Origin of the sequence: Bacillus sp. FSL R5-0422 (genome assembly GCF_038610765.1) — a bacterium.
GTDB classification, from domain to species: Bacteria; Bacillota; Bacilli; order Bacillales; family Bacillaceae; genus Bacillus; species Bacillus pumilus_O.
This window is the reverse complement of sequence record NZ_CP152014.1, coordinates 1,487,211-1,511,006: the sequence shown is the minus strand read 5'-3', so window position 1 is coordinate 1,511,006 and position 23,796 is coordinate 1,487,211. Positions and strand designations below refer to the sequence as shown.

At 41.8% G+C, this 23,796-nt stretch carries 26 protein-coding genes; 2 read left to right on the top strand and 24 right to left on the bottom strand.

The window, feature by feature from the left end; genetic code table 11:
* Nucleotides 1-6: 6 nt before the first annotated feature.
* The 21 genes from MKX52_RS07600 to sdaAB all read right to left on the bottom strand — a co-directional run bounded on the left by MKX52_RS07600 (nt 7) and on the right by sdaAB (nt 19,401).
* Nucleotides 7-771 carry a ribonuclease HII gene (locus MKX52_RS07600; RefSeq protein WP_088001463.1) on the bottom strand — a complete coding sequence of 255 codons (765 nt, stop codon included), beginning with the start codon at nt 769-771 and terminating at the stop codon, nt 7-9.
* Nucleotides 772-847: 76 nt separating this feature from the next.
* Nucleotides 848-1,696, bottom strand: coding sequence for a ribosome biogenesis GTPase YlqF (gene ylqF, locus MKX52_RS07595; protein ID WP_088001465.1), 849 nt, complete (start codon nt 1,694-1,696; stop codon nt 848-850).
* Between the two features lie 88 nt (nt 1,697-1,784).
* Nucleotides 1,785-2,132 (bottom strand): 50S ribosomal protein L19, encoded by a 348-nt coding sequence (gene rplS, locus MKX52_RS07590; RefSeq protein ID WP_012009940.1) that lies wholly within the window; start codon nt 2,130-2,132, stop codon nt 1,785-1,787.
* A 137-nt stretch (nt 2,133-2,269) separates the two neighbouring features.
* Nucleotides 2,270-3,004, bottom strand: a complete 735-nt coding sequence (gene trmD / locus MKX52_RS07585; protein ID WP_012009939.1) for a tRNA (guanosine(37)-N1)-methyltransferase TrmD — start codon at nt 3,002-3,004, stop codon at nt 2,270-2,272.
* Nucleotides 3,001-3,525: a ribosome maturation factor RimM gene (rimM, locus tag MKX52_RS07580; RefSeq protein ID WP_012009938.1), complete on the bottom strand. Its 525-nt coding sequence runs from the start codon at nt 3,523-3,525 to the stop codon at nt 3,001-3,003. Before rimM ends, trmD begins: the two co-directional genes overlap by 4 nt.
* Before the next feature lie 8 nt (nt 3,526-3,533).
* A complete protein-coding gene (locus MKX52_RS07575; RefSeq protein ID WP_003211186.1) occupies nt 3,534-3,920 on the bottom strand; it encodes a YlqD family protein in 387 nt (128 codons plus the stop codon).
* A 103-nt stretch (nt 3,921-4,023) separates the two neighbouring features.
* Complete coding sequence (locus MKX52_RS07570; RefSeq protein WP_012009937.1) at nt 4,024-4,269, bottom strand: KH domain-containing protein; 246 nt, start codon at nt 4,267-4,269, stop codon at nt 4,024-4,026.
* The gene (gene rpsP / locus MKX52_RS07565; protein WP_003212139.1) at nt 4,269-4,541 is read right to left on the bottom strand and encodes a 30S ribosomal protein S16; all 273 of its coding nucleotides are present in this window, start codon (nt 4,539-4,541) and stop codon (nt 4,269-4,271) included. The genes MKX52_RS07570 and rpsP overlap by 1 nt, the downstream gene beginning before the upstream one ends.
* Before the next feature lie 105 nt (nt 4,542-4,646).
* On the bottom strand, nt 4,647-5,987 hold the full coding sequence (gene ffh / locus MKX52_RS07560) for a signal recognition particle protein (RefSeq protein WP_041117374.1): 1,341 nt from the start codon (nt 5,985-5,987) through the stop codon (nt 4,647-4,649).
* 13 nt (nt 5,988-6,000) lie between these two features.
* Nucleotides 6,001-6,333 (bottom strand): putative DNA-binding protein, encoded by a 333-nt coding sequence (locus MKX52_RS07555; protein WP_012009935.1) that lies wholly within the window; start codon nt 6,331-6,333, stop codon nt 6,001-6,003.
* Nucleotides 6,334-6,475: 142 nt separating this feature from the next.
* Complete coding sequence (gene ftsY, locus MKX52_RS07550; RefSeq protein WP_342491743.1) at nt 6,476-7,462, bottom strand: signal recognition particle-docking protein FtsY; 987 nt, start codon at nt 7,460-7,462, stop codon at nt 6,476-6,478.
* A gap of 22 nt (nt 7,463-7,484) precedes the next feature.
* Nucleotides 7,485-11,045: a chromosome segregation protein SMC gene (gene smc, locus MKX52_RS07545; protein WP_342491742.1), complete on the bottom strand. Its 3,561-nt coding sequence runs from the start codon at nt 11,043-11,045 to the stop codon at nt 7,485-7,487.
* A 105-nt stretch (nt 11,046-11,150) separates the two neighbouring features.
* Nucleotides 11,151-11,894, bottom strand: coding sequence for a ribonuclease III (rnc, locus tag MKX52_RS07540; protein ID WP_012009932.1), 744 nt, complete (start codon nt 11,892-11,894; stop codon nt 11,151-11,153).
* A gap of 184 nt (nt 11,895-12,078) precedes the next feature.
* Nucleotides 12,079-12,312, bottom strand: a complete 234-nt coding sequence (gene acpP, locus MKX52_RS07535) for an acyl carrier protein (RefSeq protein WP_012009931.1) — start codon at nt 12,310-12,312, stop codon at nt 12,079-12,081.
* 81 nt (nt 12,313-12,393) lie between these two features.
* Nucleotides 12,394-13,137, bottom strand: a complete 744-nt coding sequence (gene fabG, locus MKX52_RS07530) for a 3-oxoacyl-[acyl-carrier-protein] reductase (RefSeq protein WP_342491741.1) — start codon at nt 13,135-13,137, stop codon at nt 12,394-12,396.
* Nucleotides 13,137-14,081, bottom strand: coding sequence for an ACP S-malonyltransferase (gene fabD, locus MKX52_RS07525; RefSeq protein WP_119124838.1), 945 nt, complete (start codon nt 14,079-14,081; stop codon nt 13,137-13,139). Before fabD ends, fabG begins: the two co-directional genes overlap by 1 nt.
* Before the next feature lie 15 nt (nt 14,082-14,096).
* A complete protein-coding gene (plsX, locus tag MKX52_RS07520) occupies nt 14,097-15,095 on the bottom strand; it encodes a phosphate acyltransferase PlsX (protein ID WP_058014010.1) in 999 nt (332 codons plus the stop codon).
* 15 nt (nt 15,096-15,110) lie between these two features.
* On the bottom strand, nt 15,111-15,677 hold the full coding sequence (gene fapR, locus MKX52_RS07515) for a transcription factor FapR (protein WP_012009927.1): 567 nt from the start codon (nt 15,675-15,677) through the stop codon (nt 15,111-15,113).
* A 112-nt stretch (nt 15,678-15,789) separates the two neighbouring features.
* Nucleotides 15,790-17,838, bottom strand: coding sequence for an ATP-dependent DNA helicase RecG (gene recG, locus MKX52_RS07510; protein WP_342491740.1), 2,049 nt, complete (start codon nt 17,836-17,838; stop codon nt 15,790-15,792).
* Nucleotides 17,816-18,718, bottom strand: a complete 903-nt coding sequence (gene sdaAA / locus MKX52_RS07505) for an L-serine ammonia-lyase, iron-sulfur-dependent, subunit alpha (RefSeq protein ID WP_012009925.1) — start codon at nt 18,716-18,718, stop codon at nt 17,816-17,818. Before sdaAA ends, recG begins: the two co-directional genes overlap by 23 nt.
* Before the next feature lie 20 nt (nt 18,719-18,738).
* Nucleotides 18,739-19,401 carry an L-serine ammonia-lyase, iron-sulfur-dependent subunit beta gene (gene sdaAB, locus MKX52_RS07500; protein ID WP_342491739.1) on the bottom strand — a complete coding sequence of 221 codons (663 nt, stop codon included), beginning with the start codon at nt 19,399-19,401 and terminating at the stop codon, nt 18,739-18,741.
* Nucleotides 19,402-19,648: 247 nt separating this feature from the next.
* On the opposite strand from sdaAB, the gene MKX52_RS07495 reads away from it, so the two are divergent.
* The gene (locus tag MKX52_RS07495) at nt 19,649-21,001 is read left to right on the top strand and encodes an IS1182 family transposase (RefSeq protein ID WP_253602410.1); all 1,353 of its coding nucleotides are present in this window, start codon (nt 19,649-19,651) and stop codon (nt 20,999-21,001) included.
* A gap of 121 nt (nt 21,002-21,122) precedes the next feature.
* On the opposite strand, the gene MKX52_RS07490 is transcribed toward MKX52_RS07495, so the two are convergent.
* Entirely contained in the window at nt 21,123-22,802 is a 1,680-nt protein-coding gene (locus MKX52_RS07490; RefSeq protein ID WP_144456003.1) for a DAK2 domain-containing protein, read from the bottom strand.
* Nucleotides 22,803-22,817: 15 nt separating this feature from the next.
* A complete protein-coding gene (locus MKX52_RS07485) occupies nt 22,818-23,180 on the bottom strand; it encodes an Asp23/Gls24 family envelope stress response protein (RefSeq protein WP_003211680.1) in 363 nt (120 codons plus the stop codon).
* Nucleotides 23,181-23,451: 271 nt separating this feature from the next.
* On the opposite strand from MKX52_RS07485, the gene rpmB reads away from it, so the two are divergent.
* The gene (gene rpmB / locus MKX52_RS07480) at nt 23,452-23,640 is read left to right on the top strand and encodes a 50S ribosomal protein L28 (protein ID WP_003212514.1); all 189 of its coding nucleotides are present in this window, start codon (nt 23,452-23,454) and stop codon (nt 23,638-23,640) included.
* 69 nt (nt 23,641-23,709) lie between these two features.
* On the opposite strand, the gene spoVM is transcribed toward rpmB, so the two are convergent.
* A complete protein-coding gene (gene spoVM / locus MKX52_RS07475; RefSeq protein WP_008354550.1) occupies nt 23,710-23,790 on the bottom strand; it encodes a stage V sporulation protein SpoVM in 81 nt (26 codons plus the stop codon).
* Between the last annotated feature and the right edge of the window lie 6 nt (nt 23,791-23,796).

The window sequence follows — 23,796 nt, the reverse complement described above, 5'->3', positions numbered from 1 at the left end:
AAAAATTTATGATATAACGGATTTCACCGGCGCAAATGATAATCGATGGATTGGGGCAGCTCCATGTGTTTGAATGGCAGCCAGATGCTCTTTTGTTCCGTACCCTTTATGTTTTTCAAATTGATACTCAGGGTACTGACGCCCGTATTCTTCCATCATCTGATCTCTTGTCACCTTTGCAATACATGCACCTGCTGCGATAGATGCACTTTTTGCGTCTCCTTTGATGATATTCTCCTGGTGAATAGGAAGCGGGAGCGTCATGGCATCTATGAGTAGATAATCAGGTGTATGAGTTAATTGCTCCACTGCTCTCACCATCGCCAGTCTTGATGCCTCGTAAATATTGATTTCATCAATCGTAGCCGCATCAACAATGCCGATTCCGATATCAAGTGCTTCTTTCTGAATCAAGTCATAATATGCCAATCTTTTTTTCTCAGATAATTGTTTTGAGTCGTTTAAACCGAGCAGGACTGTATCGTCCTTTAATATGACAGCTGCTGCGACAACGGGGCCTGCCAGGGGTCCCCTTCCTGCTTCATCTATTCCAGCAATACATGTGTATCCCTGCGCCTTCGCATTGTTTTCAAATTGCAGCATCTCATGCCATGCTGCATGAAGTTGCTGCTGCTTTTCTCTCTCTTTGTGCCACTTCTCTATCAGTTTTTGGACACTTTTTCTCTTGTCATCTTTTACAAGCTCATGAATGTATGACTCGTCTTGCGAATGCTTTTCTATCAATTCTTTTATTTGTTTCACTGTGTACATAGGCTTTTTGTCAGCCTCCTTCTTTATATCGGCAGTTTTCCGCAAAAAATAAAGACCCGCATGAGCTGCGTGTCTTTTAGCTTTCAGGCTTCTCAAAAGTGAGGGGACCAAATTTTTCTGTTCGAATATCCCGAATAATGATTTCGGTGGTTTTGTCGTAATTAATAAATCCACCGCTCATAAGACAGCCGCGCTTTGTACCTATTGCATCAAACAGCTCAGCCGTATCTTCAGGGATGTCTGTTAGGTCATAGCGCTTTTTTAATCTCTCTGGATAGTTTTCTTCTAGAAAGCGAAGTCCATACACAGCAACATCCTGTAAGTTAATGATAGAATCTTTGATCGCTCCAGTTACTGCTAGCCTGAGCCCTACTTTCTCATCTTCAAACTTCGGCCAGAGGATTCCAGGTGTATCGAGCAGTTCCAATTCTTTCCCTACCTTCACCCATTGCTGTGAGGTGGTAATACCAGGACGGTCTCCTGTTTTGGCAATGTTCTTTTTCGCTAAACGATTGATTAAGGTCGATTTCCCGACGTTGGGAATTCCGATAATCAGCGCCCGAATTGCACGTGGTTTGACACCTTTGGCTTTCATGCGGTCGAATTTTTCTTTTAAGATTTCTTTTGAAGTTGTGATGATCTGGTTTAACCCTTGTCCATCGACAGAGTTAATAGCAAGTGACCGAACGCCTTGCTGCTCAAAGTGCGCCTGCCACTCCTTTGTCACACGAGGATCCGCTTTATCCGCTTTGTTTAATAGCATGATTTTGGGTTTGTTCTGAAGGATTTCTTCGATCATTGGGTTTCTAGAGGACATCGGAATTCTAGCATCGGTTAATTCAAATACGATGTCGATGAGCTTTAATTTTTCTGTGACTTCACGTCTTGCTTTTGCCATATGGCCTGGAAACCATTGAATCGTCATATGTGCACCTTCTCTTCTATCGATTATCTCTATACATTGTACAAAAAAAGAGCCTGTTACAGGTAACAAGCTCTTTCTTTTGATATCATTATCGTCTGATTTCTTTGATACGAGCCGCTTTACCGCGAAGTTCACGTAGGTAGTAAAGTTTCGCACGACGTACCTTACCGTGACGTACAACTTCGATGTTAGCGATTTTTGGTGTGTGTACAGGGAATGTACGCTCAACGCCTACACCGTAAGAAATCTTACGAACTGTGAAAGTTTCGCTGATTCCACCACCACGACGCTTAATTACAACACCTTCAAAGATCTGGATACGCTCACGAGTACCCTCGACAACTTTAACGTGTACACGTAAAGTGTCACCAGGACGGAACGCAGGAAGATCAGTGCGTAATTGTTCTTTTGTGATTTCTTCAATCAATTGTTGCATCGTTTTCAACTCCTTCCAACAGATGCTCATGTCCTCTTTCTTCATTGCAGCGGAACATCGTTTTCAAACTTGAATCGGCAAGCCGTCCAAGTCACAAGTAGTATCATACCATACCTATATGCAGTGTGCAATACAATCTAGTCATTATGAAGCTGCCAAAGCCATCTTTTTTCTTCTTCTGTTAACGTTTTGCAAGAATCGATCAAATCTGGCCGTCTTGTATAAGTTCGCTTCAAAGATTCTTTGCGCCGCCACTCTTCTATTTTGGCATGATTTCCAGAAAGGAGCACATCCGGCACTTTTAGTCCTTTATAATCGGCTGGCCTTGTATAGTGAGGATGCTCTAGCAAACCTGTACTAAATGAATCTTCAATGTGAGACGCTTCTTTTCCAAGCACATGAGGCAAAAGCCTGACCACACTGTCTGCAATCATCATCGCTGGCAGCTCTCCGCCTGTGAGAACGAAATCTCCGATTGAGATTTCATCTGTGACAAGATGCTCCCTGATGCGCTCATCGTAGCCTTCATAATGGCCGCAAATGAACATAAGGTGTTCTTCTTTTGCAAGTTCCTCTGCCTTCTTTTGTGTATATCTTTCTCCTTGAGGACAGACAAGAATAATTCGGGGCTTCTTGCTTGCTTTGTTCGTCAAATCTTCTACCGCATCGAATACGGGCTGAGCTTTCAGTACCATACCAGCACCGCCGCCATACGGATAGTCATCTACTGTTTTATGCTTATGATCCGAATACTCTCTAAAATTGACAACATTGAATGAGACAGCTTCTTTCTCCTGTGCCTTTTTCAAGATCGATGAGTGGAGCACACCTTCGAACATTTCAGGAAAAAGTGTTAAGAAGTCGATTTTCATTCGTCAATGAGTCCTTCCATCACTTCAATGTGTATGGTTTTGGATGAGATATCGATCTTTTTGACGACAGATGGGATATAAGGAATCAAGGCATCTTTTTTACCTTTTCTTCCGACGACCCAGACATCATTTGCCCCTGGTGTTAAAATCTCTTTGATTTGACCGACAAGCTGATTCTCTTCATCGTATACTTCACAGCCAATGATTTGGTGGAAATAAAACTCTCCTTCATCTAAAGAGCCGAGATGTTCTTTTTCTACTTTTAAGATTGATTCTTTCAATAGCTCTGCTTCATTTAATGAGCTAATTTCTTCAAATGTGAGCAAATCAAACTGTTTATGCTGCCTATGTGATGCGACAGTGACTTTCAGCGGCTCCCCTTGACCTTGTTTAAAGATATAGAGGACGCTTCCTTTTTTGTAACGCTCTTCTGGGAAATCTGTCTTTGACACGACGCGTACTTCTCCGCGTACTCCGTGTGTATTGACAATCTTTCCAACATTCAACCATTCTTGTTCCATGTTCTCAATCACCCCTGACGTATTTCCACAATGGTGCCGTCTTTCACAACGATGACATTATCTTGCATTTTGTCATCCCATTTATCACCTATGTTCACTTCAACCAGCGCATCCACTTCTGTCTCTTTCATTTCACTTCCAAGCGGCAAAATATGCAGCTGCTCTACTTGAAAGTCAATTTGCTGGATTTTCTCCTGCCGTTTATCGATGGCTTTTTGAAATTGAGGGATGGCTTCTTGCTGATGTGGTTCTTTTTCATGTTTTTTCAGTTGAAAATATAGTTGATTGCATTCACGCTCTAGTCTTTCTTTTTTCTCCAAAAAAGTCGTTAACAGTTTGTCCTTACTGCTTTCAGTTAATACTTGCATGACGGTGACATGTTGAATGATCTGCATCTTCCTTTTTGTCCCCCTATCCGAAGGCATTTGTCCTCTACAGTATAACGAAAAATAGATTTAAACGTGTAAAAAAAGGGGAGGTCCTAAGCCCTCTCCCTTTTTAGTCAGCAATCTCAAGTTGAACTTTCTTAGAAGACTCTGCACTTGCTGCAAACATGACTGTTCGTATCGCTTTTGCTGTACGTCCCTGCTTTCCGATCACCTTTCCGGTATCTTCAGCATTGACAGACAGTGTGTAAATCACTTGCTCATCTTTTTCTAATGAAGATACGTGAATATCTTCAGGGAAATCAACAAGTGGCTCGACGATGGACACAATCAATTCTTCCAAGGACAGCTCATTCATTATTTGCTGTTTTTCGCATTATGAAATTTTTCAAGAATTCCTTGGCTTGAGAAAAGGTTGCGAACTGTATCAGATGGTTTCGCACCATTTTGAAGCCATTTAAGAGCTAATTCTTCGTTGATTTTCACCTCAGCTGGTGATAACACTGGATTGTATGTTCCAACTGTTTCGATGAAACGACCGTCACGTGGTGAACGAGAATCTGCTACTACAATACGATAGAAAGGAGATCTTTTTGATCCCATACGTTTTAAACGAATTTTTACTGCCATTTTACTAGCACCTCCGAAAATATTTCAACAAGATAGTATATTAACAATGATAAAAGGGTTTGTAAAGTGTTTTTTCTTAACAACGGTTTTATCATGTATAACCAATTACATAAATGGTAATTTAAAGCCTTTTTTCTTTCCTTTGGACATGTTGGTCATTTGCTTCATCATCTTTTTCATTTCGTCAAATTGCTTTAAAAGGCGATTGACTTCCTGTACAGATGTTCCGCTTCCTTTTGCAATCCGTTTTCTTCGGCTTGCATTGATGACCTCTGGCTGTTCTTTTTCCTCGGTCGTCATTGATTTAATGATCGCTTCGATGTGATTGAGCTGCTTTTCGTCTACTTGGACGTTTTTGAGCCCCTTCATTTTACCGGCTCCCGGCATCATTTGGATCAATTCATCAAGTGGACCCATGTTACGAACTTGGCCAAGCTGCTCGAGGAAATCATCGAGTGTAAAGCTCATGGTCCGCATTTTTTGTTCAAGCTCTTTCGCTTTATCTTGGTCCACGTTTGCCTGTGCTTTTTCAATCAGTGTAAGCACATCTCCCATGCCAAGAATTCTTGACGCCATCCGTTCTGGGTGGAATGGTTCAATCGCGTCAAGCTTTTCACCTAGCGCGGCGAATTTAATCGGCGTATTGGTGACAGCTCGAATAGAAAGTGCTGCACCGCCTCGTGTATCCCCGTCTAGTTTCGTTAGAACAACACCTGTTAAACCAAGCTGTTCATTAAAGCTTTTCGCTACATTGACAGCATCTTGACCTGTCATAGAGTCAACAACAAGGAAAATTTCTTCTGGATTCGCTACTTCTTTTACTTTCTGAAGTTCATCCATCAATTCTTCATCAATATGAAGACGTCCTGCTGTATCTAAAATGACATAATCATGGTGTTCTTCTTTCGCTTTTTCGATTGCCTGTTTGGCAATCTCGACAGGACTGACTTGATCACCTAATGAAAACACAGGCATATCAAGCTGTTTCCCTAGCGTTTGAAGCTGCTGGATCGCTGCTGGTCTGTAAATATCTGCAGCCACCATCATCGGCTTGCGATTATGTTTTTTGCGAAGTAAATTAGCAAGCTTCCCAGTTGTGGTGGTTTTACCTGCCCCTTGAAGACCAACCATCATAATGACCGTCGGAGATTTTTTCGCTACAGCGATTTTACTCTCTTCTCCGCCCATTAATTCAGTGAGCTCTTCTTTTACAACTTTAATGACCTGTTGTCCAGGGGTAAGGCTTTTCATGACCTCTTGTCCAACTGCCCGCTCACTTACTTTTTTCACAAAGTCTTTGACTACTTTAAAATTGACGTCAGCTTCAAGAAGGGCAAGGCGAACCTCGCGCATCATTTCTTTTACATCTTGTTCTGACACTTTTCCTTTGCCGCGGATTTTTGAAATCGTCTGCTGCAGTCGGTCGGCTAATCCTTCAAATGCCATACTGTGCCGCCTCCTAATCTAATTTCTCAAGCGATTCAATTAAAGCTTCTGCTTCTTCCGTCTGAGCGGAATCTGCTACGAGCTCTCTCATTTTTTTGAGAAGTTCTTTACGCTCTTTAAATTTCTTAAACAAGAGCAGCTTTTCTTCATATTGTTCAAGCATCGCTTCAGTCCGTTTAATATTATCATAAACAGCCTGTCTTGATACTTCATATTCATCCGCAATTTCACCGAGGGAAAAATCGTCTAGGTAGTAAAGCGACATGTAGCTCTTTTGCTTTGCGGTTAACAACGATTGATAGAAGTCAAACAAGTAGTTCATTCTCGTTGTTTTTTCAAGCGTCATGGGCTCTCTCCCCTTTGTTAAGTTCATTCCCTTTACATCAACTAAGTTTACACGGTTCTCTACTGTGTGTCAAGTTTTTATCTTGTCACTTCATAAAGCGGCGTATAAATAAAAATGCCAGCAGAATTTGCCGGCATTTTTGTTAGTCTTCTTGATCAATGACGTCTGAGAATAATCCATACACATACGATTCTGCATCGAATTCTTGCAGATCGTCTACTTTTTCACCTAAACCGACAAGCTTCACAGGGATGTTTAGCTCATTTCGAATGGCAAGGACAATTCCGCCTTTTGCAGTCCCGTCAAGCTTTGTTAAAGCAATTCCTGTCACATTCGTCGCTTTAGAAAATTCCTTCGCTTGTGCCATCGCATTTTGACCCGTTGTTGCATCGAGAGCGAGTAGCACTTCATGCGGTGCATCTGGAACCTCGCGTTCAATGACTCTCTTGACCTTCTCCAGCTCTTTCATCAAGTTGACTTTGTTTTGCAGTCTTCCTGCTGTATCACAAATAAGGACATCCGCATTTTTCGCTTTTGCTGATTGAACAGCATCATAGATGACCGCTGCTGGGTCAGAGCCAGCCGTCTGTTTGACAACAGGCACGCCTGAACGCTCTCCCCATACTTCAAGCTGCTCAATGGCACCGGCACGGAATGTATCACCTGCTGCCAAAATGACGGTTTTTCCTTCATTTTTCAATTTATTTGCAAGTTTGCCGATCGTTGTTGTTTTCCCAACACCATTGACACCTACAAATAAAATGATATTTAATCGCCCGTCTTCGATATTCAGCGCAGAGATTTGTTCCTCTCCGCTATTATAGATTTCAACCAGTTTTTCAGAGATGACCGATTGAACTTCACTTGGGTCTTGAATGTTTCTTAGTTTTACTTCTTTCTTCAGCTCATCAATCAGTTCCATCACCGTTGTGAAACCAACATCTGCTCCGATCAGAACTTCTTCTAATTCTTCAAAAAAGTCTTCATCCACTTTACGGTAGCGTGAAATGAGTTCGTTTACTCTTCCTTGAAAGGAGTTTCTCGTTTTTTCAAGTCCATCTTTAAACTTTTCTGATACTGAATCGGTTTGCTGTGTAAATTTTTCTTTTAATTTCTTAAAAAAGCTCATTTGGTTCCAAAACCTCCTTTAATTACTGGACAAGCTCTTTCGTTTCTTCTAGTTTGACTGATACAAGCTTAGAAACACCTGACTCCTGCATCGTCACACCGTAGAGCACATCCGCTTCTTCCATTGTTCCTTTGCGGTGCGTAATGACTATGAATTGTGTTTCTTGACTGTATTTTTTTAAATATTGAGCAAAGCGGAAAACATTGGCTTCATCAAGTGCCGCTTCTACCTCATCTAATACGCAAAATGGTACTGGTCTGACTTTTAAAATAGAGAACAGTAAGGCGATCGCTGTTAATGCTCTCTCTCCGCCTGAAAGCAGGCTTAAGTTTTGCAGCTTTTTCCCTGGCGGCTGCGCGACAATATCAACACCAGAGTTTAGTAAATCGTTTGGATCTGTTAGTTTAAGATCTGCTCTTCCGCCGCCAAATAACGCTTGGAAAACTGATTCAAAATGTCCGCGAATTTGCGAGAATGTTTCAGAGAAACGCTTTGTCATCTCTTGATCCATTTCTTCGATCACTTGGAATAATGTATTTTTCGCTTCTGTCAGATCATTTCGCTGTTCTGTTAAGAAGAGGTAGCGTTCATTCACTCGTTCATACTCATCAATGCTGCCTAAGTTCACTGTTCCTAGCTCTTCAATGGCTAATTTGATCAGCTTCACTCGTTTTCTTGCTTCATCTGGCGATAGCGTCAGATGATACATCTCTTTTGCCCCTTCAAACGAAAGTGCATACTCTTCGTTCAAATAAGCGATGAGGTTGTCGAGTTCAACTTCCATACGCCCAAGCTTAATCTCTTCATCTTTTAAGCTTGTGGTGAGCTGCTTGTAAAGGCGTTTTTGTTCTTTCAGTTCACGTTCAGCAAATTCTAACGTTTCAGAAAGAGCAAGACGCTGTTTACGCCGCTCTGAAATGAGTGAGGTTGTTTTGTTTTTGTTTTCCAGTTTCTCTTTCGCTGCTTCTTCCAGCTGTTCTGCCCCGCTTGAGCTAGACGTCATTTCACTTGTTAAGAGTGACAGATCTTCTTTTGTTTCCGTCAGCGTTTGTTCAGCCTCTTCTAATTCGGCCATTAAGCTCGAAAGCTTTTCTTGTTCATTCGCTAAGGACTGCTCTTTTTTAGCAAGTGAGATTTTCAGCTCTGTTAATTCGGCAGAAATGGTTTCTTTCGTTGAGCTTTGGGTTTGCTTACGCTTTGTTAATGTATTGATCTCTTGATCTAGGGTGGTCAATTTCTCCCCTATAGAAACTTCAAGAGCTGCCTGCTCTTTGTCCTTATCTATAAGTTCAGTAGAACGCAGCTGTAATTCTTCTTTTTCTTGGTCATAGAGTTCAAGGTGAGCATTAATATTTTTTTCTGCTACTTGCAGTTCGTATAGCTTCCCTTTGAGCTCTTGCTGCTGTTCACGAAGCGTTTCGCCGCGCTGACGCAGTTCGTTTAATTGGCTTTCATTTGCAGCAATTAATTGCTTCGTTTCTTTTGTTTCCTTTTCAAGGATCGTTGTTTTTTCTTCCATTTCAACGAGCTGCTTTGTTAATGTTTCGATCTCCCTGTTTCTTGAAAGAAGGGAGTTGTTCTTTTTCTTTACACCGCCACCGGTCATTGAACCGCCTGGGTTTACGACATCGCCATCAAGGGTCACGATGCGATAACGATGACCAAGCATTTTTGCGAGTTCGTTGGCGCCTTTTAAGTCTCTAACGATCAGAACCGTTCCAAGCAAGTTCTGTATGACCTTTTGATATTTTTCATCAAAGGAAACAAGTTGACTTGCTACACCGATAAATGCAGCATGCTGCTCGGCTGTTTGGACGTCTCTATGCTGAATGGTTCTTTCTTTGATCACATTCATCGGCAGGAAAGTTGCTCGTCCAAAGGAGTGCTGCTTTAAGTATGCAATTGCTTGTCGCGCGGCGGCTTCATTCTCTGTGACGACGTGCTGTGTTGCTGCGCCTAACGCGATTTCAATCGCTGTCTCATGCTGCTGATCTGTTTGAATCAGCTCTGCAATGGCACCGTGAATACCACCTAACCGTTCTTTTGCCTTTAAAACCTCTTTTACTCCTTGGAAAAAGCCTGAGAAATCTTCCTGCATGGATTCTAGCATCTCTTTTTTTGACTTTGCCTGCTGCACATATTGATAGGCTTGATAAAGAGCCGTTTCTTTTTTCTCGTATTGACGTTTTATTTGCTCAAGCTTTTGTTCCGCTTCTCTAAACCGCTTGACCTGAGCCAAAATGTCTTCTTCTAGAGCTGAAAGCTGCTTCTGAGCCTCTGTTTTCTTCTCTTTGACAGATACACGCTCTTCAATATGTTTTTGGTTATTTTGTGTGAGCCGATCCAGCTGCATAGCCGCTTGTCGCTGCTGTTCTTCTAACAATTTGCGTTCGTTGCGGATGGAAGCCTGTTCATTGAGCAGATCAAAATAATCGCTTTTTAGCTGTTCAATTTGACCTTCCACATCTTCACTATGAAGCGACAGTTGATGCTGCTTCGTTTTCACTTCATCTTTTAGCTGCTGCACTTCTTTTTGAAGGCTATCGCGCGTGATTTTCTGCTGCTGAATTTTTCCGGTTAGCTGCGCCTGCTTTTCAGTTAAGCGAATGAGTGTTTCTTCTAGCTGTCCCTGGTTTGCGGCAGCATTTTTCTTCCGTTCTTTTAGTACTTCTTTTTTACCTTCAAGCTTTTCTAATTCCTCACTTGTGAAAAGAAGAACTTCTTGCAAGTCATTAATTGATTCGTCAAGCGCTTGAATGCGGTCTCTTGATTCTTCAATTTTTGCTTCTTTTGCTTGAATCTCTGTGGATTGCTTCATTTCATCTTGTTTGAAGCGCTCGACAGCTTCACCAAGTGTTGTCCATTTTTCATGAAGTGCTTCGATGTCATGGACAGTTAAGGCGATTTCGACATTTTCAAGCTCTTCTTTTTTTTGCAAATAGTCCTTTGCAATAGATGCCTGCATTCTTAAAGGTTCTACTTGATCTTCTAGTTCATGCAGAATATCTTCTACTCGGTTTAAGTTGTCCTGCGTTTCAAACAGTTTATTCTCGGCTTTTTTCTTTCTTGTTTTATATTTCAAAACACCAGCCGCTTCTTCAAAGATACTTCTTCTCTCTTCTGCCTTACTTGATAGAATTTCTTCTACCTTCCCTTGGCTGATGATCGAGAAGGCTTCCTTTCCAAGTCCTGAATCCATGAAAAGATCAATAATATCCTTTAAGCGGACAGATTGATTGTTTATGAGAAATTCACTTTCTCCTGATCGATAGACTCTTCTTGTCACACTGACTTCGTGAAAATCGATCGGTAAAAAGTGGTCTTCGTTATCTAATGTTAAAGTCACTTCTGCTAGATTGACTCTTTTCCTTGAGTCGCTTCCTGCAAAAATGATGTCTTCCATTTTTCCTCCGCGGAGGCTTTTCGCTGATTGTTCTCCAAGTACCCAGCGGATGGCATCGGTAATATTACTTTTGCCGCTTCCGTTTGGTCCGACAACAGCTGTAACCCCTTTGACAAAGTCCACGGTCACTCGCTGCGCAAAAGATTTGAATCCTATCACGTCTAAACGTTTGAGGAACATGAGAGTGATCCTCCTTATGTATTTAAAGTACTATCATCTTACCATATGAAGTGAAAAAAGATGATGGAAAACAGAGTGAAATCCCCCTGAATCACGAGGGGGATTTTATTGGTTCATATGATGTTTCTGCAATTTAGCAAGTGCTTCCTGTGCAGCATGCTGTTCTGCTTCTTTTTTACTGCGACCATTTCCAATTCCAAGCACTTCCCCGCGAAGGGAGACATTTGCTTCAAATTCACGGTTGTGTGCTGGTCCTTTTTCATGCAAAATGCGGTATTCGAGTACACCTTTTCCATCGCGCTGAACGAATTCTTGCAGCTGGCTTTTAAAGTCCATGACATGCGAGAACGCTCCATCATTAATTTTCGGATAAACATAGGCTTCTAGGAATCGTTCTACTGGCTCCAGCCCTTGATCTAAATAAAGTGCTCCGATAAATGCCTCGAATACGTCTGCTAAAAGTGCTGGACGTTTTCTACCGCCGGTCATTTCTTCGCCTTTTCCTAAAAGAACAAGGTCTCCGAAGGACAGCTCATGTGCCAGAGACACAAGTGATGGTTCACATACGATCGCTGCTCTTAGTTTTGTTAAATCTCCCTCGCTCATCGCAGGATATTTCGCAAATAAGAATTGGGAGATGGTCAATTCCAAAACAGCATCTCCTAAAAACTCAAGTCTTTCATTATCCTCGTATGGTTTTTTCCGGTGTTCATTCACATAAGAGGAATGCGTAAACGCTTGATATAGAAGTTTTTCATTTTGAAAGTGTACAGAAATACGCTGCTGGAATTCTCTAAATTGCTCTAGTTTTTTGCTCTGTTTCTGTTTGTCTTTATATTGTTTTGGCATAGCAACCTCCAGGTAGGCTTAATCGCCTTTAAGGATACTGATTATATGGAGTCTCTCTTTCTACATGCAAGGAAACAATGCTCCTTAGCATCTGAAAAAGGCTGACAATTGATCAGCTGAATATGTTGAAACTAACATAAATTTTGAAAGTCCCGTCATGAAAATAGACGGGACTTTGTTACGCTTATTGCTGGCTATTTATGTAGTTCACAGCGTCACCGACTGTTGCAATTTTTTCAGCATCTTCGTCAGAAATTTCCATATCGAACTCATCTTCAAGTTCCATAACTAGCTCAACTACATCAAGGGAATCAGCGCCTAAATCTTCTTTAAATGAAGCTTCCATTTTCACGTCAGCCTCATCAACGCCAAGGCGGTCTACAATAATTTTTGTTACACGCTCTAATACGTCTGCCATTGCCTTTCACCTCCCCTCAAAGTATTATAGTTGATTCGTTTTTAAAAAACTAGAGAAAACCTAATGAAATTTTGATATTTCTTAGGACATGACCATTCCGCCATCTACTTGGATGGTTTGGCCTGTAATATAACCTGCTCCTTCTGAAGCTAAAAACACAACAACGTTGCTAATATCTTCAGGTGCACCAAAGCGTGCAAGCGGGATCTGCTTAAGCATTTCACTCTGTACATTCTCATCAAGCTTGTCTGTCATATCTGTTGAAATAAAGCCTGGTGCTACTGCATTAACTGTAATGTGACGGGTTGCCAGCTCTTTTGCTGTTGTTTTTGTTAATCCGATGACACCAGCTTTTGCTGCAACATAGTTTGCTTGTCCAGGGTTTCCACATACGCCAACCACTGAAGCCAAGTTGATGATTCTTCCACTGCGCTGTTTCATCATTTGACGAGTCACGGCTTTTGTACAGTTAAAGACACCTTTTAAGTTTATGTTAATGACGTCATCCCATTCATTTTCTTTCATTCTCATAAGCAGGTTGTCTTTTGTAATCCCTGCATTATTGACAAGGATGTCAATTGAGCCAAATGTGTCAACCGCTTGTTTCATGAGCGCTTGTACTTCTTCAGCATTTGAAACATCAGCTTTAACGGCAAAAGCCTGCTGGCCAAGTGCTTTGATTTCATCTACGACTTCATTTGCTTTTGCTTCGTTTCCAGAATAGTTGACGACAACATTTGCACCATTTTTTGCTAAATCGATCGCAATAGAACGGCCAATCCCGCGTGATGCACCTGTTACAACGGCTGTTTTATTTGTAAGCATCAAGAATCCCCCTTCAATGTTTCAATGGCTGCTTCAATTGTTTCCTGATCTGAAACTGAAATGGTTGTCAGGCGGCGATTGACCTTTTTCACAAGACCTGAAAGCACTTTGCCCGGACCAATTTCAATAAACGTTGTCACGCCTAAATCAATCAGACGTTCTACGCTTTCTTCAAATCGAACAGGAGAATACAATTGTTCAATGAGCTTTGTTTCAATAGCATCACGAGATGTGACGATGTCTGCTGTGACATTTGAGATCACTGGTGTTTTGGCATCTGAAATATCTAGCTTTGACAAAACATCTGTGAATTTTTCAGCGGCTGGTTTCATTAAGGCAGAATGGAAAGGTCCGCTCACTTCAAGGGCAATCGCACGTTTTGCGCCCTTTTCTTTCGCTTTTTCTGAAGCGAGTTCGACACCTTTTGCTGTACCAGAGATTACAATTTGACCAGGACAGTTTAAGTTAGCGAGTTCTACAAGATGGCCACTCTCTGTCACTTCTTTTGTCACTTCTAAAAGCGCTGTTTGATCTAAGCCAAGGATCGCTGCCATAGCGCCCTCTCCTGCTGGAACAGCTTCGTTCATTAATTCGCCGCGCTTTCTCACTGCATAAACAGCATCTTGAAACGATAGTGCGCCTGCAGCAACAAGGGCCGTATATTCCCCAAGGCTATGTCCTGCTGCGTAATCTGCTTTGATTCCGCTCTCTTCAAATTTCTTTAAGATGGCGATACTTGTTGTTAAAAGAGCTGGCTGCGCGTTATAAGTGAGCGTCAGTTCTTCTGCATCTCCTTCAAAAATCATTGAAGATAAGTCAAAACCGAGGGTCTTGTCTGCTTCTTCAAATACAGCTTTAGATACTGCTTCTTGGTCAAATAAATCTTTCCCCATGCCAATTTTTTGAGAGCCTTGGCCAGGGAATAAAAATGCAATTTTAGTCATGCTGCTATACCTCCATTAAGACTCGTTCGTGGTTTCTTTTTGGACTTCTTGATGAATGATGGCTGAAACGTCTTTTTCTACGATATCACGTGCCTGACGAATGGCATGAAAAATGGCGTTTTCATCAGAGGAACCGTGCGCTTTAATGACAGGTGCTTTTAAACCAAATAAAGCGGCACCACCATATTCGGAGTAATCCATTTTGGATTTCATCTGCATCAATTTCGGCTTCATCATACCAGCCGCTATTTTTGCTGTGAAGCTGGATGTTAAGGTTTCTTTCAGCATTTTAAATACAGAAAGAGCTGTGCCTTCAATCGTTTTCAGAGCAATATTTCCTGTGAAACCATCTGTGACAACGACGTCAGCTACACCTTCTAATAAGTCACGAGACTCCACATTTCCTACGAAATTCAAGTCTGATGCTTTTAACAATTCAAAGGTTTTTTTCGTGAGATCGTTGCCTTTTTTATCTTCTGTTCCTACATTTAACAATCCTACACGCGGATTACTCTTTGGAAAAACACGCTCTGCGTAAATTGAACCCATCATCGCATATTGCACAAGGTGTTCTGGTTTGGCATCAACGTTAGCGCCGACATCTAGTAATAAAAACCCGCTGCCATCAAGTGTTGGCAGTGTCGGAGCAAGCGCTGGTCTATCGATGCCATCAATTCTTCCTACGATAAACAGCCCTGCTGTCATAAGTGCGCCAGTGTTTCCTGCTGAAATACAGGCATCTGCTCGTCCTTCGGATACTTCTTGCGCCATTTTCACCATAGATGAATCTTTTTTACGCCGAACTGCACGCACTGGTTCATCTGTCGGTTCAATGACTTCTTTTGCATCTAAAATCGTGATGCGCTCGTTGTTTGTTATGTATGGTTTGATTTTATTTTCATCGCCGACAAGTGTAATCTCGATATCTGAAAATGCCGTTAAGCTTTTTTGCACACCGTCAATAATGGCTTTAGGGGCATGGTCTCCCCCCATTGCATCGACTGCAATTCTCATATTACGTGCCACCTTTTACTTTTGTTTTGAGCGATACATGACAAAGTCTCCTGAGAAGACAACTTCTTCACCGACATAGCTGTTCACTTCAACTACAGTTCTGCCTTTTTCTTTATCATGCGAGGCTACTTTGGCTTTTGAGACGACTCGTTCGCCTTGTTTAACCTGCCTTGTAAATTTAATATTTGCTTTTGCTGTTAAAGCCAGTTCATCGTCAATGACCGCTACTGCAAGCGAATTTGCCTGGGCGAAGAGATGATGTCCCCTGGCAATTTGGTTTCGGCTAAATACATGCTCTTTTCTCACTTCTAAAATAGAAATGGCTTGGTCATCAAGCTCTACATCAATCATTTCTCCAATCACTTCATCCAGTGGAAGTGATTTCACTTCATCCTCTAATGTCTTTTCGGCCACATGCTTAATTCTTTCGCGTAATTCAGGGATTGACAGTTCCAAACGATCTAGACGAACCGTTTGAATGCTTACACCGAATTTAGTTGCCAATTCTTCATCAGTAATGAACGGAGTCGAGCTGATCGTTTGCTGGAGAAGTTTTTGACGTTCTTTTTTATTTAGTTTCATATGCAGACACCATCCGTACATTTATGACTAGGTACTAATAGTAGTATATAATCTCATAGATGATAAATCAATCCTTGTTTCAAAAAGACAAGAAAATTCCTCCAGCGCCTGATCAGCTTAATTTATCTCCGCCCAGCACCCCGCTGTCTACCAGCGTTTGCCGAAGTTCTTTATATTCCGGATCTGTCCAAAATGCATCTGACTGCACAAGTTCTGCCGCATCTTTTCTAGCAGTTTCCAGTGCTCTGTAGTCATGAACCATATCGGCTACTTTAAATTCAGGCATTCCGCTTTGTTTTTTACCGAAGAAATCGCCGGGTCCTCTTAGCTCTAAGTCCTTTTCAGACAACTCAAAGCCGTCGGTCGTTTCAGACATAATCCTCATCCGCTCTTTTCCGGTTTCTGATTTTGGATCCGCCATTAAAATACAAAATGATTGATGCTCTCCCCGTCCAACTCGGCCTCTGAGCTGATGAAGCTGAGACAGCCCGAAGCGGTCTGCATCGTAAATGACCATGATGGTCGCATTGGGTACGTTGACACCCACTTCAACGACTGTTGTTGAAACAAGAATTTGTACTTCATTTGCTGTAAAGTCTCTCATCACCTGATCTTTTTCATCACTCGCGAGTTTCCCGTGCATTAAGCCGATCGACCACTTACCGCGGTATGCCTCTGTCAGCATGCTGTGGACATCAATCGCATTTTGCACATCGAGTTTGTCTGATTCTTCTATGAGCGGACAAATAATGTATGCCTGTCTTCCTTTTTTCAGCTCTTTATCTACAAATGCAAGAATCCTCTCAAGCATGTCATGCTTGACCCAATACGTTTCGATCTGTTTTCTGCCGGCTGGTAATTCATCAATGACGGATACGTCCATTTCTCCAAAAACAGTGATCGCAAGTGTGCGCGGAATAGGTGTAGCCGTCATGAACAAGACATCTGGGTCCTGCCCTTTACTTCTTAGTTTTTTCCGTTGTTCTACGCCAAACCGGTGCTGCTCATCTGTAATCACGAGACCAAGCTGCTGAAATTCGACTTCGTCTTGAATAAGCGCATGCGTTCCGACTAAAATATCAATCTCGCCCTCTTTTAGACGTTCCAGCAATTCTCTGCGGCGCTTTCCCTTTACAGAGCTTGTTAGTAGAGCGATATTGAGTCCCCATTTTTCAAACAACTGATAAAGGGAATCAGCATGCTGTTCTGCCAAAATCTCTGTTGGAACCATTAATGCACCTTGATAGCCGGATAAATGAGCGGCATATAGTGCAATTGCTGCAACAGCTGTTTTCCCTGAGCCTACATCCCCTTGAAGCAGACGGTTCATCCGGTATGGGGACGCCATATCAGACATAATTTCATCAAGCACTCTTGATTGTGCCTTTGTCAGCGGAAATGGCAGGCTGTGAACAAACTCAAAAACAGCCTCTTTAGAAAACGGATGCTGGATGCCCGATGTTTTTTCTCGTTCTTTCTTTCTGATGGCCTGCATCTTCAGCTGGAAAATAAGAAATTCCTCGTACACAAAGCGTCGTCTTGCTTGTTTGAGCGAGTCTCTTGTTTCTGGCAGGTGAATGGTTTTTAATGCTTCTTGATAGGACATGAGTTTATAGGTAGAGACAAGCTGCTTTGGCAGTGGATCTTCAGCTTTATCTACATAAAGTGACAAGGCTTGTTTGACAAAACGCCTCATCATCTTGACGGTTACATTTTCTTTGACTGAATAAACAGGCTCTATACTGCCATCTTGCTCGTGCGTCCCTTTTTTAAATTCCTGCACCATGATCGATTGACGGTTTTTATCCCATTTCCCAGTGACGGATACCATATCACCTAACACAAGGCTTCTTTTTAAATAAGGGCGATTGAAACAAATTGCTGTGATGAGAAAACGCCCGACAAGCAGCCTGAATGTCAGCCTGCTTCGTTTTTTTCCATAATAGGTGAGGACGGGCTCACTGTGCACTTTTCCTTCAACTGTGACACGTTCGTCATGCTTTACTTCTTCTAAGTTACGAAGCTCATAGTCGTCATATCGATAAGGAAAGTAGCCAAGTAAATCGGCTACTGTGTGGATCCCAAGTTCATTGAGTGTTTTTTCGGTTTCTTCTCCAATCCCCTTGAGGACTGAGATGTTATCTTGCAGTTTCTGTATCACGAGATGAGGTCACACCTCCGAAAATCTTCTTTTCAAGCTCTCTTGCTGTCGGTGTCGCAGCAAGTCCGCCTTGTGCTGTTTCACGAAGTGCCGTTGGCATGGTTTGACCGATTTTATACATCGCATCAATGACTTCATCACACGGAATTCGACTGGTGATGCCGGCAAGTGCCATATCTGCTGCGATCATCGCATTTGATGCACCCATCGCGTTTCGTTTTACGCAAGGTACCTCGACAAGTCCGGCGACTGGGTCACAAACAAGTCCCAGCATATTTTTTAGTGTAATCGCCATTGCTTCAGCAGATTGCTGAGGCGTACCGCCTGCCATTTCAACAATGGCTGCTGCCGCCATCCCTGAGGCTGAACCTACCTCAGCCTGACAGCCGCCTGCTGCACCCGAGATGCTCGCATTATTGGCCACAACAAAACCAAATGCGCCAGAAGTGAATAGGAATCTGACCATTTGTTCCTTTGTTGGCTTTAATGTTTGTTTTACTGCAAATAATGTCCCTGGCACGACACCTGCTGAACCTGCTGTAGGCGTTGCACAGATCGTCCCCATTGCGGCATTGACTTCATTTGTTGCCACTGCCTTACTGACAGCATCTAATATCGTATGACCAGACAGTGTTTTGCCTGATGCAATATACGCTTGAAGTTTGACCGCATCTCCGCCCGTTAAACCCGATAATGATTTCACACCTTTTAGCCCGTTTTCTACGGCCTGTTCCATCACTTCTAGGTTGCGGTACATTTGGGAGAATATATCTTCACGTGACTTCCCTGTCACTTCCATTTCTTGCGTAATCATGATTTCTGAAATGGAGGTATTCCGTTCTTCTGTTAGCTGTACGAGTTCTTTGACGTTTTTAAACATCATTCATAACCTCCTTGTTGTTACTCTGCAATTTGTGTGACTTGAATAATGTTTGGCAGTGTTTCAAGCTCCAATAAGACAGCTGGGTCAATATTTTGATCCACTTCAATGGTCATCAGAGCCTCTTGCCCGACATCTTTACGCGCCACTTCCATATGACCGATGTTGATGGCAAATTTCGCCAACACATTAGCGACTGCTGCAATCGTGCCATAGCGATCGTTATGAACCACAAGAATGGCAGGATGATTTCCTGAAAGTCTGAGCTCAAAGCCATTCAGTTCAGTGATTTCAATTTTACCACCGCCGATGGAAATCCCGATTAATTCAAGGGTTCCAATTGCATCTGATATCTCTACTTTTGCTGTATTCGGATGCGCTGGCACTGCATCTTCTTCTTTAAATTCAATGTCGATCCCTTTGCTTTTTGCAATATCGATCGCTGTTTTGATGCGTTCATCAAATGTATCAAAGTCAAGAACGCCGCCGATAATGGCGACATCTGTACCGTGTCCTTTATACGTATCTTTAAAAGAGCCATAAAATGAAACGACAATTCGTTTCGGCTCTCTTCCGAATAAACTGCGAGCCACTCTTCCTATTCGAGCTGCACCCGCTGTGTGCGAACTTGATGGACCAATCATGACGGGTCCAATAATATCAAACACACTTCTAAATTTCATAGGTCTTCCCCTCTCATAACCACTCACATATTGGTTTGGTTCTTTCTTTAGACTAATGGATTCAATCGTTTCCCGCAACTCATTTCACCGTTGAATCGGTAGTAAAAAATTGCAAAAGAAGAAGAAGGGCTTTATTTGCCCTTCTCAGGCTGTCGAGAAAATCTCGGCAGCTTTATTTTTTCCCTTAAATTTTCCACCACTCCATTTTATAATAGAGAAAAGCATTCTAAAGGAAGGTGTTTTTCTCATGTTCCACACTAGAAATTCTTCTCAGCACGAAGCCGAATTTGTATTGCTAGATCAACTGGTCGAAGAGGATCACCTGCTTCGTAAAATTGATCAGTACATTGATTTTTCATTTATCGTAGATAAAGTAAAACCCTATTATAGTGAAAATAAAGGTCGTCCTTCCCTTGATCCGCTTATTTTGTTCAAAATGATGTTTATCGGATACCTTTACGGTATCCGTTCTGAAAGACAACTCGAAAAAGAAATTTACTATAACATGGCGTATAGATGGTTTTTAGGTTTGAACATCAATGATCCCGTTCCCCATCACTCCACTATTAGTTGGAATCGTCGTACTCGATTTAAAAATACAACGATTTTTCAAGACATTTTCGATGAGATTGTGCTTCAAGCTATCAATCATGATATGGTAGGAGGTCGCGTTCTTTTTACTGATTCAACTCATCTTAAAGCCAATGCTAATAAACATAAATATACGAGAAAAACGATTGAACAAGATACCCAGAACTATATCAATGATTTAGAAGAAGCAGTCCAAGAAGATCGGGTGGCACATGGAAAAAAGCTCTTAAAGGTAAAAGAGGAGGTGAAAACAGAAAAAGACATTCGTCAAAGTATGACTGATCCTGAAAGCGGCTATCTATATCGCGAAAACAAGCCTGAAGGCTTTTTCTACCTAGACCACCGGACAACAGATATGAAGTATAATATCATCACCGATGCTCATGTCACGCCTGGAAATGTCCATGATTCTGTTCCATATCTTGATCGGTTAGATCACCAAATCGCACGATTTGGTTTTCAAGTAGAAGCTGTTGCGCTTGATTCAGGTTATTTGACAACACCAATTTGTAAAGGTTTATCTGATCGACATATTTTTGGTGTCATTGCCCATAGACGTTTTCATCCAACAAGAGGATTATTTGAGAAGTGGAAGTTTCAGTATGATTCTGAAAATGATCATTACATATGCCCAAAAGGTGAGAAGCTTTTATATACGACAACAGATCGAAAAGGTTATCGATTCTACAAATCAGATCCTAAAAAATGTGCATCGTGTCCTTTCCTTGAAAGATGCACAAGGTCGAAAAATCATCAAAGAGTCATCTCAAGACACATATGGGAAGAACATAAAGAAAAGATCAGACAGAATCGTCTAACTGTTTCTGGAAAAGAGCTATATAAAAAAAGAAAAGAAAAAATAGAGCGAAGCTTTGCAGATTCAAAACAACTGCATGGGCTTCGCTACTGCCGGTTAAGGGGGAAACAAAATGTGAGTGAGCAAGTTCTCCTCACAGCTGCGTGCCAGAACATGAAAAAGATTGCCACACACCTAGCGAAGCTAGGCTAGGTGTGTGGGAGGCCTTTTTCATTAAATCTCATCCATCATAATTACGATGAAAATAAAAAAGCCTGTAGAAAAACATGAGTTTCTCTACAAGCTGAGAAGGGCTTTATTTGCCCTTCTTTCGTTATTCCACAGCCAAAATATATGAATAAAGCGGCTGTTTTCCATCGTGGACTTCAACTTCTATATCTTCAAATGTTTCTTCAATAAAAGCTTCTAACTCGTCCATCTCTTCAGACGATGCATCTTCCCCTTTAATGATCGTAACGATCTCATCATCTTCTGTCACCATTTTGGTCAAAAGTTCTTTAGCTGCATCTAATTGATTTTTCGCAGTTAAGGTGATTTTTCCGTTATAGAGACCCATATAATCTCCTTTAGCAATATCGATTCCATCGATTTGGGTATCTCTCACTGCAAAGGTGATTTGGCCGCTTTTCACGTTGTCAATGGCATCTAGCATCGCCGCTTCGTTGTCTTCGTTTGAAGCTACTTCATTGAGAGAAAGAAGTGCCGACATTCCTTGAGGAACGGTCTTCGTTGGAATGACCACAACCTCACGATTTGAGACAGTTGCCGCCTGTTTCGCTGCCATGACAATATTAGAATTATTAGGTAAGATAAAGACGGTTTCGGCATGTACGCTTTCAATTGCTGTGACAATATCTTCTGTGCTCGGGTTCATTGTCTGTCCGCCTTCAATGACAACGGAAGCTCCGATACTTTTAAACAAGTCAGCAATTCCTTCTCCCATTGCGACACTGACGACGCCAAAGCGCTGTTTTTCAGCAGCAGCAGATGCCTTTGGTGTAGCAGCAGGTGCATGTTCTTTTTCTTCGTTCACAATTGAGCTATGCTGCTCTCTCATGTTTTCAATTTTCATATTGATTAGGCTGCCGTAGCGCTGTGCATAGGATAAGACATCCCCAGGCTGCTCTGCATGAATATGAACTTTTGCCAGCGTTTCATCTGATACCACAAGAAGTGAATCTCCGAATTCGCTTAAGTCTTCTCTGAAAGCATTCTCATCAAAGGACTGTTTGTCTTCTTCAAATTTCACCATAAATTCAGTACAATAACCAAATTCGATATCTTCAGTGTTCATATGGCTTTGTGCACTTTTATGATGCTCTGCACTGACAAGCTCTTTTAACGTTGGCAAAGAGGCCATCTTCGAGGGAAGTTCCTCTCCTCTTAATGAAGCAAGGAAACCTTCATATACGCAGAGAAGTCCTTTACCTCCACTATCGACAACGCCTACTTCTTTTAAAACAGGAAGCAGATCTGGCGTTCGATCAAGTGATGCTCTCGCTTCCTCAATCGTTAACTCAAGAACGCGGTCAATGTCATTTTCGGTTGCTGAAACAGCAACCGCTTTCTTTGCTGCATCCTTTGCGACCGTTAAGATGGTTCCTTCAATCGGCTTCATCACGGCTTTATATGCTGTATCGACACCTGCCTGTAAGGCAAGGGCAAATTCTTTTGCATCAATCATTTCTTTTTGTTCGATTTGTTTACTGAAACCTCTAAAGAGCTGTGATAGGATAACGCCTGAGTTCCCTCTTGCGCCCATTAATAGCCCTTTTGACAAGGCCACGCCGACCTTCCCAATATGATCGGTATTTGTTTCTTCAACTGCTTTTGCCCCTGAAGTCATTGACAAATTCATATTTGTCCCCGTGTCTCCGTCTGGCACTGGAAAAACATTTAACGCATCCACAATTTGTGCGTTTTGAGAAAGATGGTGAGCACCTGCAAGAATCATTTTTGCAAATGAGCGGCCATCAAGATTTCTAATAGACAATATATTTCCTCCTTACTACGGGTTCGTAACTCTTACTCCTTGTACATAAATGTTGACCGAATCAACAGAAAGCCCAACTGTGTGAGAAATTGTATATTTGACTTTCGTTTGAACATTATGTGCGACTTCTGATATTTTTGTACCGTAGCTGACGATGATGTACATATCAATATGAATGCGGTCTTCTTTTTGACGCACAAGAACACCCCGGCTGAAGTTCTCTTTGCGGAGAATATCCGTCAAGCCGTCCTTGATTTGATTTTTGGACGCCATCCCAACAATACCATAGCAATCGATCGCAGCGCCTCCTGCCACCATTGCAATGACTTCATTTGATATATCAATTTGTCCGTATTTCGTTCTAAGTTCAATGGACACATTGGTTCCCCCTTTTTGAGAAATTGCCCTGAGTTATCACTATTTTACTATAAGACCCTTCTTTTTAAAAGAAATCATTCAATCCGACCCAATCTTACTTATACTATAGCCTTGATTTTTTATCAAGATGTCAAGGTATTTTTCTTGAAAGAGGAGTAAACAATCCTTGCAAACCCCTTGAAGCTGTGGTAAATTATTAAAGTATCTTGAGGCATCTCTAAGTACGTATATGAAGAATATGATGATGTTTTCGCAGTTAGGAGGGAAACAAATGGCACGTAAATGCGTTATTACAGGCAGAAAAACAAAAGCTGGGAACAATCGTTCTCACGCAATGAACTCTACAAAACGTACATGGGGCGCGAACCTTCAAAAAGTTCGTATTCTAGTGGACGGTAAGCCTAAAAGAGTATATGTATCAGCTCGAGCTTTGAAATCTGGTAAAGTTGAGCGTGTATAAGCAAGAGTAAACGCCTGCTACAATAACTTGTAGCAGGCGTTTTTATGTGGAAATAAAGGAGATTACTCATTAATCTTTCTTAAATGAACCAAGCATCGCACGGACAATGCCGCCAAGAAATCTAGGCAGTTTGATTGTATAAAATTTCATTTTGTC

What these genes read in the sequence shown, in the direction of transcription:
- MKX52_RS07600 (WP_088001463.1), bottom strand. Translation starts at nt 771, where the DNA reads ATGTACACAGTGAAACAAATAAAAGAATTGATAGAAAAGCATTCGCAA.
- ylqF (WP_088001465.1), bottom strand. Translation starts at nt 1,696, where the DNA reads ATGACGATTCAATGGTTTCCAGGCCATATGGCAAAAGCAAGACGTGAA.
- rplS (WP_012009940.1), bottom strand. Translation starts at nt 2,132, where the DNA reads ATGCAACAATTGATTGAAGAAATCACAAAAGAACAATTACGCACTGAT.
- trmD (WP_012009939.1), bottom strand. Translation starts at nt 3,004, where the DNA reads ATGAAAATCGACTTCTTAACACTTTTTCCTGAAATGTTCGAAGGTGTG.
- rimM (WP_012009938.1), bottom strand. Translation starts at nt 3,525, where the DNA reads ATGGAACAAGAATGGTTGAATGTTGGAAAGATTGTCAATACACACGGA.
- MKX52_RS07575 (WP_003211186.1), bottom strand. Translation starts at nt 3,920, where the DNA reads ATGCAGATCATTCAACATGTCACCGTCATGCAAGTATTAACTGAAAGC.
- MKX52_RS07570 (WP_012009937.1), bottom strand. Translation starts at nt 4,269, where the DNA reads ATGAATGAGCTGTCCTTGGAAGAATTGATTGTGTCCATCGTCGAGCCA.
- rpsP (WP_003212139.1), bottom strand. Translation starts at nt 4,541, where the DNA reads ATGGCAGTAAAAATTCGTTTAAAACGTATGGGATCAAAAAGATCTCCT.
- ffh (WP_041117374.1), bottom strand. Translation starts at nt 5,987, where the DNA reads ATGGCATTTGAAGGATTAGCCGACCGACTGCAGCAGACGATTTCAAAA.
- MKX52_RS07555 (WP_012009935.1), bottom strand. Translation starts at nt 6,333, where the DNA reads ATGACGCTTGAAAAAACAACGAGAATGAACTACTTGTTTGACTTCTAT.
- ftsY (WP_342491743.1), bottom strand. Translation starts at nt 7,462, where the DNA reads ATGAGCTTTTTTAAGAAATTAAAAGAAAAATTTACACAGCAAACCGAT.
- smc (WP_342491742.1), bottom strand. Translation starts at nt 11,045, where the DNA reads ATGTTCCTCAAACGTTTAGACGTGATAGGATTCAAATCTTTTGCGCAG.
- rnc (WP_012009932.1), bottom strand. Translation starts at nt 11,894, where the DNA reads ATGCCAAAACAATATAAAGACAAACAGAAACAGAGCAAAAAACTAGAG.
- acpP (WP_012009931.1), bottom strand. Translation starts at nt 12,312, where the DNA reads ATGGCAGACGTATTAGAGCGTGTAACAAAAATTATTGTAGACCGCCTT.
- fabG (WP_342491741.1), bottom strand. Translation starts at nt 13,137, where the DNA reads ATGCTTACAAATAAAACAGCCGTTGTAACAGGTGCATCACGCGGGATT.
- fabD (WP_119124838.1), bottom strand. Translation starts at nt 14,081, where the DNA reads ATGACTAAAATTGCATTTTTATTCCCTGGCCAAGGCTCTCAAAAAATT.
- plsX (WP_058014010.1), bottom strand. Translation starts at nt 15,095, where the DNA reads ATGAGAATTGCAGTCGATGCAATGGGGGGAGACCATGCCCCTAAAGCC.
- fapR (WP_012009927.1), bottom strand. Translation starts at nt 15,677, where the DNA reads ATGAAACTAAATAAAAAAGAACGTCAAAAACTTCTCCAGCAAACGATC.
- sdaAA (WP_012009925.1), bottom strand. Translation starts at nt 18,718, where the DNA reads ATGTTTAAAAACGTCAAAGAACTCGTACAGCTAACAGAAGAACGGAAT.
- sdaAB (WP_342491739.1), bottom strand. Translation starts at nt 19,401, where the DNA reads ATGAAATTTAGAAGTGTGTTTGATATTATTGGACCCGTCATGATTGGT.
- MKX52_RS07495 (WP_253602410.1), top strand. Translation starts at nt 19,649, where the DNA reads ATGTTCCACACTAGAAATTCTTCTCAGCACGAAGCCGAATTTGTATTG.
- rpmB (WP_003212514.1), top strand. Translation starts at nt 23,452, where the DNA reads ATGGCACGTAAATGCGTTATTACAGGCAGAAAAACAAAAGCTGGGAAC.
- spoVM (WP_008354550.1), bottom strand. Translation starts at nt 23,790, where the DNA reads ATGAAATTTTATACAATCAAACTGCCTAGATTTCTTGGCGGCATTGTC.